The sequence below is a fragment of the Clostridium aromativorans genome (assembly GCF_020908015.1).
Taxonomy (GTDB): Bacteria; Bacillota; Clostridia; order Clostridiales; family Clostridiaceae; genus Clostridium_B; species Clostridium_B aromativorans.
Map to the genome: position 1 here is coordinate 412,753 of NZ_JAJJPB010000001.1, position 15,890 is coordinate 428,642.

Genomic DNA, 15,890 nt, shown 5'->3' on the forward strand with positions numbered 1-15,890 from the left:
AAATATTTTAGTTCGTCAAATAACGTAATTTAATGTAGGGTATTTTATTGAAACTTTCATAAAAATCAAATTTCAATTTTAAAATCAAAACCATAAGCAAAGTATTTAAAATATAATAGATTATAGAATATAAAGGCGTTAAATAATTCAATACTGCAAGTAATATTCCCAATATGTTCAATGTAATTGCTGTATTTTCAACTTGAACATTTACCTCCCTGCAAAAATAACCCAATTTTATTAACAAAATCAATTTATCCATACTAGAATATTTCAAATTAATATCTGCCTTTAAGCTACTCAATTCATTGTACAAACATATAACACAATCACTGCACATATAGCTCAATTCATTTTCAGGGAATTTCCCTGTAACTATTAGAATAGTATTACTATCAGATTTATCAGTTATCAGACAATTTTTCTTTCCATCCAGGTCATTTTTATCCAATACTTCTATTCCCAATACATAGCCAATATAACGTATAATACCATCTTCACTGTTTCCAATTATAAATATATTGTTAATTCCCAACATACGTATATTATCTATAATCAATTTCATGTTATCATTAATTGGATCATCTAATTTCCCCAATATGACTAGCTTTTGTATTTCATATTCGTTTAAATTCATAATGTCCATATCCCGTTCATTGAATCCATTTCTAAAGATGTCATCTTCTATTAACAAAGTATTAACATTACTGAGGAAACTCATTGAAGTGTTATCTTTCAAATATATATTTTCCATATTCAATTTAACCGACGCATAGTAATAGGAGGATGCCCTTACGCCAAACAAAATTCCTGGATAACTCAATACAAATATAGAAATAGTATTGATAACATTACCAGTAAACACAAATACAATAGCTGCTATGCCCATTGAAATTTTTAATATTTTACTGGAGATACTGTATTCATCTCTATATACTTGTTCTGAAAGCTTTTTTTTAAATAAAAAGAAAGGATTTACTGCATCAATTAGAGTCTTTAGCAGAGAGCTCTTATCTATATTCTCAACAGCTGCTACTTCTGGACCATTAAAAGCTTTTTCTATTATAACCACTATTTTGTTCTCGTCAATTTCATTCTCATTATAATATATAAGAACATTTCCTGTATTTTTACTCACATGAAAAGACAATATACTATCATATCTAGTCAATCCACTTCTTACCCTGAGTATCCTTTGCTCATTTTTCAGTAAACCCTTTACATTGACTCTGACTCTTCCTGGAAGTGAGGAGATAATTTTTATTATATCAATTCCTGCAGCACCCATTTCAAGTCCTATGCCTCATCCATTGAGGTCTTACGTTTTCTTTTGCGCTGATATTGCGCTTCTGCCACTATATCCTCAAATTCTTCTTTTGCTCCACAAGCCAATTCAGCAGTTTTGTCTATCACTGCAAGAACTGAACCTACAGCGCCCACTGTTAACTTTCGCAGGGGGCTGAAAAGTGCTTTCCCTACTGAAAAATCTGTTTTTTCGTCATCCACGTTCTTATTATTGTCACCAATATTGTCAAGTTTAGATAATATATCTTCTACATTTTTATTGATCTGTTGAAATCTATCATTCATAGTTTTAATATTATTTTTCAAATCAGATCTATCATCCTGAAGTTTCTGCATCTGGGTACTTATTTGACTATATTTTTGTTCAAGTGCATCCAATTTCTGCTGCATCTTTTTCTGTAATTCTTCTACATGAGCTTCATTATTATCGTTATTCATTTCCAATCAACCTCTTTCTAAAGATTATAATCAAGTTTATTATTCACAATTTTTCTTTAATAATACATAATTATAACAATTTCTCCTTGAGAATAAACCAAATAAAAAGAAGCTCTGATAAAACAAAGTTTCTTCTCACATCATCGGCTTTTATTCAACAATTCTATTTAAAAACTTGCAGATTTTAAGTTACGTGCATCAAGTATATTCTCAATGTTATTTATACTCATAATGAAGGCTTTAATTAATTCATTTTTTAAATTTACCCTTACATTTATCAACAACCCCTTTATTTGATTGTATATTAATTCTTGATGTTTTTTCTTTTGATTTGCCAGGTTATTTTTGCTTAATATATTTTTACCTGAAATGCTCTTTTTTAGCATTTCCTTTACTACACTACTCCAGCATATTTTATTTAAAATACATGATATACTAAGATCTATAATATCTTCGCAAATTCTAGATGTTATTTGAGTAATTTCAATACTATTAATCGTCCCCCCAAGAAGATCAACATAATAGTCTTCTATTGATCCTATTGATACAGCACTCAAATGCAAATATCCCATATTTTTAACAATTTCCATATTGACCTTAGATAATATACTCTCTATGCACTCTTTAACCTGGCAATCCGACAATACTCCTTCTGCAAAGTTCTTTTCCCCGTGTAACGTCAAATTATCAGCCAGCATCCGAGAATAGACAACTGCTTGTTTCATATGGACAGAAAAAAATATATCCAGCTCTCTTTCCACTAGTAAAATACAAGACATTTCAAGTTCACTTATATTGCTTTGGGAATAAAAATGTGAACCCTTCATAGTATCCTCCTATTACAATTCACAAAAGATTCTATCATTAAATAATATCTATTTAAATTCAACATCCGTTTTTATTATTTTATTACTCAAAAGTAAACTGGACATAAAGCAAATGTTAAACCAACGTTAAAGTAAAAATCAAGGAATAATTTATAATTTTATCGGAAAATATAATTAAGTAATCCAAAATAAATCAATTCAGCAGTTTACAAATGGGAAAGGTAGATGTAACAGAGTGCTTCATTCAAATAATAATATCAAAAATCGTATGGACGACTATGATTTTTTATATAAAAGAATAAGGATACCAATTAAATCTGTTTATAGAAACCAATCGGCGGTATCTCCAATAACTAAATATATCATGTCTATAAAAGGAGTAAAATTAGCCAAAGCCAATACCATAACTGGTAAAGTATTGATCTTATTTGATGAAGATATAGTATCAGAGAGATACATCGAAAAACAGATCAATATTTATATAAAAAAAACTAAAGTTATTCATGATTCCAACATAATTAAAATCAATAATATAAATGAAGAAACAGCTCTGCCAATTGGTTTTGAAGATAATACACCAATATCAAATGTTTCAACAATTAACAACTTAACACCATGGCATACAATGGATAAAGATCAAATTGAGACTATGCTGAATGCGAGCCTCAAATACGGTCTGACCAGTAAAATGGCATCAAAAAAAATAAAAGAGCTTGGATTAAATGTGCTATCAGAGAAAAAAAGAAGTTCGCTAATCTCTAAAATTTTGGAAAGTTTCAATAATTTTTCAATAAAATTACTCCTTGGAGTCAGTGCAGTTTCATTTATCTTGGGACAGATTCCAGATGCCATAGCTATACTCAGTATAGTATTCATTGAAACGGTACTTGGGACTGCCCAACAGCATAAGGCAGAGAAATCCATGTATTCTCTAAAGGATGTAATGGTGCATAAAGCTAGAACACTTAGAAATGGACATGAAACTTATATAGATGCCAAGCATTTAGTTACAGGTGATATAATCTTAATTCAGGCAGGAGATAAAATACCAGCCGATGCCAGAATAATTGAATGCTACGATTTAAAGTCCACTGAAGCATCACTAACTGGCGAATCCACTGCTGTAACTAAATCCGCTGATCTATGTCATAAATACACTGAACTTGGCAATAGACACAACATGCTGTTTATGGGAACTAACGTTATTTGCGGTACAGGTAAAGCAATTGTAGTGGCCACAGGAATGAATACTGAGATAGGAAAGATTGCTGCAATGCTTCAAAACATAAAATCCCAGGCAACTCCTCTCCAGATAAAAATGCAAAATTTTACTGCCAACTTAACCAAAATATGCCTGGCCTGCTGTGCATTTATCGGTTTTGGTGCCCTGCTTGCCGGTAAAAGTCTTGTCCAGGTTTTAACCATGTCAGTAAGTTTTTCTATAGGAGCTCTGCCTGAAAGCCTTCCAGCTATTGTCACCGTTGCCATGGCTTTGGGAATACAAAGAATGAGTAAGCAAAACGTCATTGTAAGAAAACTGACCGCCCTGGAAACATTGGGTTCCACTAATGTAATTTGCTGTGACAAGACCGGAACTCTTACCATGAACGAAATGACAGTTAGAAGAATTTACACGGACAGATGCCTGTATGATGTAACTGGCTCAGGCTACAACCCCAAAGGCAGTATCAATCTTATCGATGGAAATCCTACAGGAGAAAACTGCCTTAAAAACCTGTTAGCTGTTGGAGTAATCTGCAACAATGCATTCTTAGTAAGAAACAACAATAAATGGGCTGTGCAGGGTGATCCAACAGAGGGTTCTTTAATAACCGCCGCCCGTAAACTGGGATTAGATGAAAATATGCTCAGAAATTTTAATCCCCGTATAAAGGAAATTCCCTTTGATAGTTCCAGACGATTCATGACCGTAATAATAGAGAAGTCAGAAGGTAAAAATGCCTTTTGTAAAGGTTCGCTGGATTCTGTTATCGAAAAATGTAAAACTATTTATGAAAATGGAATAGAAAGGCTTCTAACGTCAACGGATAAAGAGAGACTTATGTCAATAGGCGATGAAATGGGGAAAAATGCTCTCAGGGTTTTAGCTTTTGCATATAAGAAAATTAACTGTAAAGGTTCTGAAAACGTCGATAATAATTTCGTCTTCCTGGGGATAGTTGGAATGGAGGATCCACCAAAGAAAGGTGTCAAAGATTGTATAAAAAAATGTCACAGAGCAGGCATAAAAGTTGTCATGATCACAGGTGATCACAAAAACACCGCAGCTGCCATAGGGAGAGAGTTAGGTCTATTAACCAATGGCCTGGTTATGTCAGGAAACGAACTGGAAAATATAACAGATGAGGAATTAGACTGTAAAATTTGTAAAGTACAAATTTTTGCAAGAACTTCTCCCGAGCAGAAGCATAGAATCGTAAAGGCTTTTAAACGATTTGGATATGTAGTCGCTATGGCAGGTGACGGTGTTAATGATGCCCCTGCTATTAAAGAAGCCAACATAGGTATAGCTATGGGAAATAATGGAAGTGACGTAGCTAAAGATGTTGCCTCCATAACTCTTGTTGACGACAATTTTTGTACAATAGTAAAAGCTATTGAAGAAGGAAGAGCTGTCAACAATAATATAAAAAATTCCATGAAGTATCTGTTGGCAGGTAATCTTGGTGAAATAATTGCCATTGCCCTAGCCTCTACTGTAGGAGGAATACTACCTCTTATTTCTATACAAATACTATGGACAAATTTAATTTCAGAAAGTATTTTAGGTTCTGCTTTAACTACAGAACCATCCAGTGATGACGTGATGAATTCGTCACCTTTGAAAAGATATGAACCTTTGATCAGCAAAAAACTAGGGTTACAAATTGCCAGAAGGGGTCTTGGAATAGGTTTAACTACCTTTGCAATATTCGAAGGATCTCTGATTTTGGGAGCAGGTTTAAATAAAGCTCGGACTTTAGCTTTTTCCAATCTAATCTGTTCTCAATTTTTAAACCTATACGATTGTAGGGGAAATAAACCTGCATTGTCCAATAGGTATATAAACATTGGAGTTGCTTCTTCCATGGCTATGCTGCTAAGTATAATATATCTACCATTTATAAGCCCGTACTTTGGAACACAATCATTAACACTATTGGATTGGGGTGCTGTAACAGGAATGTGTATGATCAGTAGAATATAATTGAAACTATATTTTAACATGGAAATATTGTAAACTGCTGGCCATAAGCCAGCAGCAATTTATAATATATTCTCAATGAATTCAAAATAAACATTAATTGTTCTAAAAAATTTATTTTTTTCTACATTATTGTACATCTTCCGATAATATCCCGGATAAAATCTCTGTAACATAAACTGTTAATTTCGGGCAAAAACTCAAGAGCAATCCCTTTTCCAGAATAATTTTCATTTCCTCTGGTTTACTGATGTCATATCCCAATAATTCCCTGCAAACTGTAGAATTATATCTCATTAAAAATTTTTTCCTGAATTCAGTTACTTTAGCTACATTTTGATTTTTGACGTCGGGGGTATTCTTCAAATAATGACCATATTTAAGACCAATTGCTATCAACGCACCAATAACTGCACCGCAGGTTTCTCCGGAGAACATGCCCCCGCCAAAGCTGGCAGCAATTTTATTTGCCTGTTTTACATCAATACCCAGTTCTTTTGCAAAATTGCTCAGCACTACCTGTCCACAGTCAAAACCTTGTTCAAACAATTCTACAACTTCATTTTCTCTCATCGGCATTTCCTCCCCGTTTTTGAACAAATTTATCTGCTATATTTGTCAGCATTTAAGCAATAGTTCCTCCACAGCTAGAACCACTGCCAGCTGTACAAGCATAGCAATGATCTCCAAAAACAATTTTTCGAGCAGCCACAGACTTCCCCTTTAAATCTTGAATTTGGTGTTTGCTCTCTGCTGTCCATCCTCGTGCCTGATTAAAATCGCAGTCATACAACAGGCCATCCCATCCTACGGATAGCTGATTACGGCACATCATATTTTCCAGTGTCTCAGGGTTAAAAGCAGACCACAAGCGATTCATGTAAGGTTTCAAATTGCCGCTTCTCTCTAAAAATTTACCAAATCGGCCAATAGGGCTGTTTGTAATTGTATACAGTTTATTAAATGTTATTCCATATTGTTCCATCAATTTTCTCTTATATTCCAGAGTCAAGCTATCTTGTTTTGGTGGTAAAAAAGCACCCCCAGGATTGTATACTAGATTCAACACCAAATCCGGTGTTTTACCATATCCCAATTGATTAAATTTTCGCAGCATATCAATACATGCTTTAAAAACTCCAATGCCTCTTTGCCTGTCGGTATCCTTTTCTGAGTAGTACGGCAAAGAGGCTACAACTTCCACATTGTGATGAGCGTATAATTCAGGCAAATGAGTATAACCTTTTTCTGTTAAAATAATCAAATTAGAACGGACTATAGTATGTATTCCTTTTTTTGATGCTTCCTCTATCAACCATTGAAAATCAGGATTCATCTCAGGTGATCCTCCCGTAATGTCAAGCACAGAAAATTTATTTTCTTCAAATACCTGAAGACAATCCTTCATAGTTTGGCGGCTCATGATCTCAGTGCATGTGGGTCCAGCATCCACGTGACAATGCTTACAAGATAAATTGCAGCGATTTGTAATATTTACTTGCATGATATCCAATTGGGACCTTGTCCTACAAAATTTCTGACCCTTAACTCTTTCTGAAAAAAGAGGAATTCCATCAATTTGTTCCAAATATAAATTCTGTTTCATATTCATTTCCTCTATAATTCCAGCTTTTTAATTACGTTCTTTGCCTGCATACCATGAGCTAATGTGGCCCCACCTCTAATAGCCGCAGCAACATGAACGGCTTCGATCATCTGTTCCTGATTCACACCCATTTCCAGAAGTGCCTGTGTATAGGAATCAATGCAATAAGGGCATTGAATGGCATGTGCCACTCCAAAAGCAATAAGTGCTTTTTCTTTAGCTGTCAACGCACCATCAGCAAACACATGGCTATAATAATCCATAAATTTTTTCCACATTTCAGGTGCATCCTCTCCCATGTTCCCAAACTGAAGTAAATCCTCTGGATTGTAATAAGTATTCATTATTTTTTCCTCCTAATAGATTAAATATAATATTAGACATTGTCTAACATCCATACTATGATCCTATAATTTCATGAATAGCATGTCAACAGTTTTAATTAATATCGTTAATATAGAGCGGTTAATCAGTACATTTCATGTTTTTTCTTTAGGTTATTTGCAACCATACAGCAAATTACCATCCCAACCATACTTAACCCAAGCCACAATTCTAAGAATACTGGAATATATTTTATTAAATCCCTCATAATAATCACCTTTCTTAAAAATTCTCTTTCTGGTTTTATTGTCAGGCTGGAAATTAAGATTCCAACCTGACAACCTATGTTATTCCATATATCCTACTTATGTGTTCCGATGTTTACAGTTCCAGATTTATTTCCAGCAGTTCTATTAATACTGCCACTCTGATGTCCGCTGTCTTTATTTATTGCTCCGCCTTTATTGCCAGCTTTTTGATTTCCAACATTTTTTGATGCAGGCGTAGTTTTATGCCCTTGTCTTGATGCAGGTTTATATCCTGATGTAGAATAAGTAAATATAGCCAATACTCTTGATTCTTGATAACTATTTATAACATTTGCTGCAACCAAATTATCAAGTCCAATTTTGAAATTTCCTGTAGAATTATACACCGCTAATATTCTAGATTCCTGATAGGAATTTATGACCCCTGATGCTACCAGATTATTAAGTCTTGCTGTGAAACTCCCATAGGAATACTTGTAAACAACTCCTAGTTTTGGTGCGGGGCCATTATATCCTGGAGCAGCACTTACTGTTGTAGCAACTCCTGTACTTAATATTGGTGCAATAACCATAGCAGCTGATATTACTTTGTATTTCATCTTTAACATTTTCTTGTACCTCCTGAATTAAATTATTTAAAGTTAAATTTAACTTTAAATATAGTATATATAACTACTATGGTTAAAATATATTATATTTTTGTAATTTTCATGTGATACGTTATTTCTGTGCTGGTTGAAAATGCAATGGTAGCATTTGGAAAATCATACATTATACTCATCCTTTCAAATAATCATTCTTATTTTCGCTAAGGTTATTTCCTTAGACCACTTATAAGTATATATGGTTTCCATTACAGCTTAGTGTCATATTTATTAACTGTTTGTAATAAATTTTACCATCCTATGAACAAAATAAAAATAATTACCAATTAGGTCGGGAATTTTTATTTTAAAAAGGAAATATGACAGTCTATAAAGGACTGCCATACCGCACTATCAGTGCATTGTCGAGCTAGCTGACCTGGTCTTTGACCCCACACTCGCCTGCTGGAATTTTCACTACCCGGATTTATCCTCTCATTACTAACCCTCTCGCGTTTACAGCGGCAGGACTTACTTCTAAGCCGCACCATGCTCATTAAATATCTTATTTAACTTACGTGGATCGTTTTGCCTGCGACTGGCATCGACTTTCAACCACAGACCTAGCTCAACTATTAAAATTATACCCTACTTTTCGCTCCAGTCAATATATTAATTTTTTTTGCTCCATTTTTCAAAAGTTCAGAACCACAGCAAAAAGCAGTGGCTCCAGTAGTTAAAACATCATCTACCAACAAAACACTTTTGCCTTTAATACAACAGCTATTGTAAACTTTAAAACTTCCATATATGTTGTTCCATCTTTCTTCCCTGCTCAATCCTATTTGATCCATAGTATCTTTAGTCTTAGTTAAACAATGCACAACAGGTTTCCTAAAATGTTTTCCCAAAGTTCTCGCTAAATATTCACCCTGATTATATCCTCTCTTTTTAAAAGACTTCCTTGTCATGGGAACATATGTCAGCACATCAAAATGTATATTGTTGTTGCATATTGTATCTTTCATATAAGATGCTATTATATCCCCCGACTTAAAAGAATTCTTATATTTTAATTTTATTATAAGTTCCATCATGGCACCTGAATAATATGAACTGCTGTAACAGTTAAATTGACAGTTGTTGCTTTCAATTTGAAATCTATCCCTGCAAATTTTTATATTATCCTTACAAGTCCTACATATATTTTCACCGTCATATATATCCTTCTTGCAGAGTACACATTTCTCATCATTACAGTATATCAATCCCAATACACAATCCCACAAAAAAGCTAAATTTTCAACAAACCCATATCCCATGCTTCTCTGTTAAAGTTCCTGGTTATATCTCCGGCTTTTTCCATATCTTTCGTTTCTAAATTGGCTACCAATATAACCTCTCCCTTTACGTTCCTTCCACCTCTTTTCATACTCCCACATAAATAAACAAATTCTTTGTAGTTAAAATCCATATTATCAGCAAAATATACCATTATATTTGAATTTTTGCCATTAGATATAATCTGCTTGAAACTATCAGTTATCAATATTGAATCCTTCATTTCAAAAAACTTGCTCACAGATTTTTTACAGGATTCCTCTTTTTTGGTATAGCACAAGATATTTTTACATAAATTTTTACAATAATTATGTGTATAAGAATAAACGTTTGCTGCTTTAAATTCATCCGGAACATATATTATTGCTTTCTTACCTTCACTTAAAGACCATTTCAAATAGTCATATACTACAAATGGTATGTTCTTATTCATATCAAATCTAGTGAGTATAGTTCTAGGTTCTACTATAGGGCCTTCCCTCCCAATGGGGAAAAACAATTCTCTGCTATTTTCAAATATATTTTCTATGGAATATACAATCGCTTTACCCTGTTTATAAGTAAGTCTATCAATTAAATTAACTACCTCATATTTGTTGTATATCGAAAAGCTATTTATATCATCGTATATTACCAGCTGAAATTTCTTTTCTAATTTAAGCGCACTATGAAAACTACATACTTCAAGTAAACAATTCATATCGTTTCCTTCTTTTTTTATGTAGGCATAATTCCTAAAATCCGTATATTTTTTTACATTTTTTATTATACTAACTCTATTAGGTTTCTCATCCGTAATATAAATTACATTTTTATTTTGTCTAACATAGGTTATAATAATATCTATAAAAAACTCGGAAGAATTGTATGGAACAGAAATAATGCTTAGAAAATGTTCTCCAGACCCATTCCATTTCACTATTTCACTCTTTATTTGCTCCATTTTACTTATAAAATTCGTACTATTCCAAAGTAACATCCGTTTCACTCTCCATTATATCCATTATTCTGTATTTTAATAACGAATACCTTTCAAAACTTCTATTGTTATTTATCATAAAACTTAAAGCCCTTAAATCTCCTACCAATACCACCATCTGCTTTGCTCTAGTTATGGCAGTATACAATAAATTCCTGTTCATCAGCAAAGGAGGCCCCATAAATATTGGAAGAACAATTACCGGAAATTCGCTGCCTTGACTTTTATGTATAGTTATTGCATAAGACAAATCCAATTCATCTAAGTGCATACTATCATATACGACCCTTTTGTCCTCATCAAATACAACAGTCAATGTATTTTTTTCCTCATCTATGCACTCGATATATCCAAAATCGCCATTAAAAATTCCTATACCTTCTTCTGGATTTTGTTCTGAAATTCCAGTCCATTTCAAAGTATAATCATTTTTAATCTGCATTACCTTGTCACCCACTCTAAAGACAGTATTCCCAATTTTCTTTTCCTTCTTTTCCAAAGATTTTGGATTTAACACTTCCTGAAGTCTTGAATTTAAGTTGGATACTCCCAAAATCCCCTTCCTCATTGGAGACAATATCTGAATATGCTGCATTTTATTCCACTTTTTATTGAAATTTGGCAATCTTCTATCGATCAATCCCATGAGTATATCCATTATAGCAGAGGGTTCTCTACATTTTATAAAATAGAAATCCTTTAGTTTTCTGTTTAAAATAGGCATTTCCCCTGAATTTATCTTATGTGCATTCACTATGATCATGCTTTCCCTGGATTGTCTGAATATCTCCTTTAATCTAACTACCTTAATACAGCCACTATCAATAAAATCTCTGAGTACATTCCCCGGTCCCACTGAGGGCAGCTGCTGGGCATCTCCTACTATTACAAGTCTGGTTCCAACTGAAATAGCCTTTAATAAATTATTCATAAGCATTATGTCTATCATAGAAGCCTCATCTATAATTACCACATCACATTGAAGAGGTGACTCTTCTCCTCTAGAGAAAAACATGGATTCCTCATCATTTTCTACTCCCATATCAAGCAGCCTGTGTATAGTTTTTGCCTCTCTTTTAGTAGCCTCTGACATTCTTTTTGCTGCTCTCCCAGTAGGTGCACCCATAAGGACTTTATAATTTGCCTTCTCAAACAACTGAATTATACAATTTATAATTGTGGTTTTTCCCGTACCAGGCCCTCCTGTTATTATTTCTACACCATTTTTTACCGCTCCTTCAATAGCTTCTTTTTGAGAAGGTGCAAATTCAATGTGATTTACATTCTCAAAATTTTCAATCTCCTTATTTACATCAAAGCCTATATTCTCATAATTTGAAAAAGCTAGGGTTAAAATCTTTTTGGTTACACTCAATTCGCAATAGTAATATGCCATCGGAAACACACATAGTTTATCCTCATATTTTTCTAATTTTATTTTGCCATTTATTGAGTTCTCATATATATTCTTTTCTAATTCTTCTTCAGTTACTCCAAGTATATCTTTACCTTCCTTTATAAGTCTGTCTATGGGCATATAAGTATTTCCTAAACTACAAAACTGATTTACTACATACCTTATTCCGCTCTGTATCCTAAAATCAGAATTCTTTTCTATTCCAAGACTAGCAGCTATTCTATCGGCCGTTTTAAATCCTATCCCACCTATTTCTTCCGTAAGTATATAGGGATTTTCTTTTACCTTACGCACAGAATCACTTCCAAATTTCTTGTGTATTTTTACACACTGATTTGGAGTTACCCCATAAGTTTGTAAAAATATCATTATGTTCCTTATCTCATTTTGCCTGGAATAAGACTCTGCTATTAGAGCTATTTTTTTCTCTCCTATACCTTCTATTTCCCTTAGTCTATCTATGTTATCATCTAATACATGAAGAGTATCTTCTCCAAATTTCTTGACTATTTTTCTTGCAGTGACAGGTCCTATGCCCGATATTATTCCTGAAGCTAAATATCTTTCTATACCAGTAATAGTATTAGGCACTATTTCTTCAGAAACTTTAACTTTAAACTGACGCCCGAACTGAGGATGCAGTACCCATTCCCCCATGACCTTTAAATTCTTTCCCTCAGTTATATAGGGTATACAGCCTACTATAGTTACTATGTTCTCTCCTTCTTTCATTTTAGCAACTACATATCCATTGTCCTTATTTTGAAATATTACATCTTCTATAGTTCCCTGTAAATCCTGCATAGAATCTCTCCCATTTCAATATAACATATCATTTGAGTATAATTATAACACATCAATCCAATTTTAAAAAAGCTCTGTATAATTTATCATATACAAAGCTTTTGAATTTCTAAATATATTTTTTTATATCTTCGACTTTATCTAATCTCTCCCAGGGCAAATCTATATCTGTTCTTCCAAAATGTCCATAGGCTGCAACCTGTTTATATATAGGTCTTCTTAAATCCAAATCTCTTATTATAGCAGCAGGTCTCAGATCAAATACCTTTTCCACTATGTCAACTATTTTCTCCTCTGGCATTTTTCCTGTACCAAAAGTATCTATATTTATGGACACAGGCTTTGCTACTCCTATGGCATAAGCAAGTTGTATTTCCAATTTATCTGCCACACCTGCAGCTATCAAATTCTTCGCCACCCATCTTGCAGCATAGGCAGCTGATCTATCCACTTTAGTCGGATCTTTTCCCGAAAATGCTCCGCCGCCATGTCTTCCATATCCACCATAGGTATCCACTATTATCTTTCTTCCTGTAAGTCCTGAATCCCCTTGGGGTCCACCAACTACAAATCTTCCTGTAGGGTTTATAAGATATTTAGTATTTTCATCTAAGAAATCGGATGGTACAATTGGCTTTATGACATTCTCAATTATATCTCTTTCAATCTGTTCTTTAGTTTCCAATTCATCATGTTGGGCAGATACAACTATAGTGTCAACTCTAATGGGTTTATCGCCCTCATATTCTATAGTAACCTGAGTTTTACCATCCGGTCTTAAATAGTTCAAGATACCATCTTTTCTGACCTGAGAAAGCCTTTTTGCCAGTTTATGAGCTAGGCTTATTGGCATAGGCATGTATTCAGGAGTTTCATTAGTGGCAAATCCAAACATCATACCTTGATCTCCGGCTCCTATAGCATCTATTTCTTCCATTTGTCCTTTTTTTGCTTCTAAAGACTTATTAACACCAATTGCTATATCTGATGATTGTTCATCTATTGAAGTTATCACAGAACAAGTATCGCAATCAAATCCATATTTAGCCCTGGTATATCCTATTTCCTTTACAGTTTTTCTAACTATTTTGGGAATATCCACATAACACTTAGTCGATATTTCTCCCATAACCAATATCATGCCTGTAGTGGTAGCAGTTTCACAAGCTACTCTTCCATAAGGATCTTGTTCCAATATAGCATCCAGAATAGCATCTGAAATCTGATCACACATTTTATCCGGGTGTCCTTCTGTAACTGATTCAGACGTAAATAATTTTCTCACTTTCAATACCTCCACACTATATAAAAATAAAAACCTCTTCAAGTAAGAAGAGGTTAAATAATTAACTGCTCTCTTATCTTGCAAAGTCAACTTGCAGGAATTGGCACCTTGGCAAAATTTCTACTGGTTGCCGGGTTTCATCGGGCCATTTTCCCTCCACCTCTCTGGATAAGAGCTTTTATTATGAGCTTACAATATTTACAAAAAATCCTTATAAAATAAAAAACACTCCAATAGTGCTTTTTATGGTGGAGGAAGATGGATTCGAACCATCGAAGTCACTGACAACAGATTTACAGTCTGCCCCCTTTGGCCACTCGGGAATTCCTCCACATTTGGTGCTGGCAGTAGGCTTCGAACCCACGACCTACTGATTACAAGTCAGTTGCTCTACCTGCTGAGCTATGCCAGCTTATTTTGTTATATAAAATAATGGTGGGCACAACAGGGCTCGAACCTGTGACCCTCTGCTTGTAAGGCAGATGCTCTCCCAGCTGAGCTATGCGCCCACAGTATTGGTGGAGGAAGATGGATTCGAACCATCGAAGTCACTGACAACAGATTTACAGTCTGCCCCCTTTGGCCACTCGGGAATTCCTCCACATTTGGTGCTGGCAGTAGGCTTCGAACCCACAACCTACTGATTACAAGTCAGTTGCTCTACCTGCTGAGCTATGCCAGCTTATTTATATAAAACCACATTTTAGATAAAATATAAAGGCATTTAACGTTTAACGTAGTTTAGTATACATTTTTACAAGATTATTTTCAAATTTCATATTTGAGTAAAATTTAATATTAAACGTTTATTTCTCTGCCTACCTCGTTATTTCTTTTAAAATCATATACCTCTATTTTAGTCCTAATAATTTACATGATTTCATCATATAAATTATATATAGTGTTTGCTGTGAACATTATCCATAAGCATTGTATACATAAAAGAAGGTGAATATATTGAGTAAAATAAAATCCAATTATAAAAACCCACTGGCATATTACGATTTAGCCCATTTTTTAAAAGATCACATCAACAAAGACACCGTTATAGTGTGCATTGGTACAGATAAATATATAGGAGATTGCCTTGGTCCTCTAGTAGGTACCCTATTAAAATGCAAGCATTTTCCTCTACCCGTTTATGGTACAATACCAGAGCCAATACACGCTTTAAACATTGAAAGTAAGTTAAACGAAATAAAATTGCTTCACCCCAATAATAATATTATAGGAATTGATGCTTGTCTAGGTGATCATGAAGCCATAGGTGAAATACAGGCAAGAGATTTCCCTGTACACCCTGGCAAAGGAGTAGGAAAATCTCTTCCAAACGTAGGAGATTCATCAATAATAGGGATAGTAGACTCAAACAGCAGTGAAGATGTATTCAGCAATACCAGCAACATACGCTTAAACCTAATTTTAAATATGGCTGAAGTAATACTCTATTCATTGATTCACTCATACTACCTCTACTACAATAAGATATTATTATAATATATATGA

13 protein-coding genes, 5 tRNA genes and 1 riboswitch are annotated in these 15,890 nt (G+C 33.9%); of the genes, 2 read left to right on the top strand and 16 right to left on the bottom strand.

Translation table 11 applies throughout. The annotated features are described in order from the left end of the window. Nucleotides 1–7: 7 nt before the first annotated feature. The 3 genes from LN736_RS01970 to LN736_RS01980 form a co-directional block, all read right to left on the bottom strand. Nucleotides 8–1,288, bottom strand: coding sequence for an HMA2 domain-containing protein (locus tag LN736_RS01970; RefSeq protein ID WP_179978117.1), 1,281 nt, complete (start codon nucleotides 1,286–1,288; stop codon nucleotides 8–10). An 8-nt stretch (nucleotides 1,289–1,296) separates the two neighbouring features. Next, nucleotides 1,297–1,743 carry a hypothetical protein gene (locus tag LN736_RS01975; RefSeq protein ID WP_229980668.1) on the bottom strand — a complete coding sequence of 149 codons (447 nt, stop codon included), beginning with the start codon at nucleotides 1,741–1,743 and terminating at the stop codon, nucleotides 1,297–1,299. A 167-nt stretch (nucleotides 1,744–1,910) separates the two neighbouring features. Further along, entirely contained in the window at nucleotides 1,911–2,570 is a 660-nt protein-coding gene (locus LN736_RS01980) for a hypothetical protein (protein WP_179978118.1), read from the bottom strand. Between the two features lie 235 nt (nucleotides 2,571–2,805). Between LN736_RS01980 and LN736_RS01985 the strand changes: the two genes are divergently transcribed. Next, a complete protein-coding gene (locus LN736_RS01985; RefSeq protein WP_229980670.1) occupies nucleotides 2,806–5,778 on the top strand; it encodes a cation-translocating P-type ATPase in 2,973 nt (990 codons plus the stop codon). A gap of 126 nt (nucleotides 5,779–5,904) precedes the next feature. On the opposite strand, the gene LN736_RS01990 is transcribed toward LN736_RS01985, so the two are convergent. The 13 genes from LN736_RS01990 to LN736_RS02050 all read right to left on the bottom strand — a co-directional run bounded on the left by LN736_RS01990 (nucleotide 5,905) and on the right by LN736_RS02050 (nucleotide 15,066). After that, nucleotides 5,905–6,348 (bottom strand): C-GCAxxG-C-C family protein, encoded by a 444-nt coding sequence (locus LN736_RS01990; protein ID WP_150357895.1) that lies wholly within the window; start codon nucleotides 6,346–6,348, stop codon nucleotides 5,905–5,907. A gap of 52 nt (nucleotides 6,349–6,400) precedes the next feature. Beyond that, a complete protein-coding gene (gene arsS / locus LN736_RS01995; protein ID WP_378060871.1) occupies nucleotides 6,401–7,381 on the bottom strand; it encodes an arsenosugar biosynthesis radical SAM (seleno)protein ArsS in 981 nt (326 codons plus the stop codon). 11 nt (nucleotides 7,382–7,392) lie between these two features. Further along, on the bottom strand, nucleotides 7,393–7,725 hold the full coding sequence (locus tag LN736_RS02000; RefSeq protein WP_150357897.1) for an arsenosugar biosynthesis-associated peroxidase-like protein: 333 nt from the start codon (nucleotides 7,723–7,725) through the stop codon (nucleotides 7,393–7,395). Between the two features lie 341 nt (nucleotides 7,726–8,066). Next, a complete protein-coding gene (locus tag LN736_RS02005; protein WP_179978120.1) occupies nucleotides 8,067–8,582 on the bottom strand; it encodes a hypothetical protein in 516 nt (171 codons plus the stop codon). A gap of 617 nt (nucleotides 8,583–9,199) precedes the next feature. Next, the gene (locus LN736_RS02010) at nucleotides 9,200–9,880 is read right to left on the bottom strand and encodes a ComF family protein (protein ID WP_150358607.1); all 681 of its coding nucleotides are present in this window, start codon (nucleotides 9,878–9,880) and stop codon (nucleotides 9,200–9,202) included. Next, entirely contained in the window at nucleotides 9,853–10,878 is a 1,026-nt protein-coding gene (locus LN736_RS02015; protein ID WP_179978121.1) for a hypothetical protein, read from the bottom strand. The genes LN736_RS02010 and LN736_RS02015 overlap by 28 nt, the downstream gene beginning before the upstream one ends. Beyond that, complete coding sequence (gene recD2 / locus LN736_RS02020; RefSeq protein ID WP_229980672.1) at nucleotides 10,862–13,099, bottom strand: SF1B family DNA helicase RecD2; 2,238 nt, start codon at nucleotides 13,097–13,099, stop codon at nucleotides 10,862–10,864. Before recD2 ends, LN736_RS02015 begins: the two co-directional genes overlap by 17 nt. Before the next feature lie 109 nt (nucleotides 13,100–13,208). Next, nucleotides 13,209–14,384, bottom strand: coding sequence for a methionine adenosyltransferase (metK, locus tag LN736_RS02025; RefSeq protein WP_179978122.1), 1,176 nt, complete (start codon nucleotides 14,382–14,384; stop codon nucleotides 13,209–13,211). A 70-nt stretch (nucleotides 14,385–14,454) separates the two neighbouring features. After that, nucleotides 14,455–14,559: riboswitch (SAM riboswitch) on the bottom strand. Between the two features lie 71 nt (nucleotides 14,560–14,630). After that, nucleotides 14,631–14,715: transfer RNA gene (locus tag LN736_RS02030), tRNA-Tyr, on the bottom strand. Nucleotides 14,716–14,720: 5 nt separating this feature from the next. After that, nucleotides 14,721–14,796, bottom strand: a tRNA-Thr gene (locus LN736_RS02035). A gap of 21 nt (nucleotides 14,797–14,817) precedes the next feature. After that, nucleotides 14,818–14,893 (bottom strand) — tRNA-Val (locus tag LN736_RS02040). Between the two features lie 7 nt (nucleotides 14,894–14,900). Next, a tRNA-Tyr gene (locus LN736_RS02045) sits at nucleotides 14,901–14,985 on the bottom strand. Between the two features lie 5 nt (nucleotides 14,986–14,990). Next, nucleotides 14,991–15,066 (bottom strand) — tRNA-Thr (locus LN736_RS02050). A 275-nt stretch (nucleotides 15,067–15,341) separates the two neighbouring features. Between LN736_RS02050 and yyaC the strand changes: the two genes are divergently transcribed. Beyond that, entirely contained in the window at nucleotides 15,342–15,881 is a 540-nt protein-coding gene (gene yyaC / locus LN736_RS02055) for a spore protease YyaC (protein WP_150358611.1), read from the top strand. The last annotated feature ends 9 nt before the right edge of the window (nucleotides 15,882–15,890 follow it).

Excerpts from the sequence above, each read along its gene's own strand:
- LN736_RS02010 (WP_150358607.1), bottom strand. The coding sequence starts at position 9,880 with ATGGGATATGGGTTTGTTGAAAATTTAGCTTTTTTGTGGGATTGTGTA.
- LN736_RS02005 (WP_179978120.1), bottom strand. The coding sequence starts at position 8,582 with ATGTTAAAGATGAAATACAAAGTAATATCAGCTGCTATGGTTATTGCA.
- LN736_RS02015 (WP_179978121.1), bottom strand. The coding sequence starts at position 10,878 with ATGTTACTTTGGAATAGTACGAATTTTATAAGTAAAATGGAGCAAATA.
- LN736_RS02000 (WP_150357897.1), bottom strand. The coding sequence starts at position 7,725 with ATGAATACTTATTACAATCCAGAGGATTTACTTCAGTTTGGGAACATG.
- LN736_RS01990 (WP_150357895.1), bottom strand. The coding sequence starts at position 6,348 with ATGAGAGAAAATGAAGTTGTAGAATTGTTTGAACAAGGTTTTGACTGT.
- LN736_RS01970 (WP_179978117.1), bottom strand. The coding sequence starts at position 1,288 with ATGGGTGCTGCAGGAATTGATATAATAAAAATTATCTCCTCACTTCCA.
- LN736_RS01975 (WP_229980668.1), bottom strand. The coding sequence starts at position 1,743 with ATGAATAACGATAATAATGAAGCTCATGTAGAAGAATTACAGAAAAAG.
- recD2 (WP_229980672.1), bottom strand. The coding sequence starts at position 13,099 with ATGCAGGATTTACAGGGAACTATAGAAGATGTAATATTTCAAAATAAG.
- arsS (WP_378060871.1), bottom strand. The coding sequence starts at position 7,381 with ATGAAACAGAATTTATATTTGGAACAAATTGATGGAATTCCTCTTTTT.
- LN736_RS01980 (WP_179978118.1), bottom strand. The coding sequence starts at position 2,570 with ATGAAGGGTTCACATTTTTATTCCCAAAGCAATATAAGTGAACTTGAA.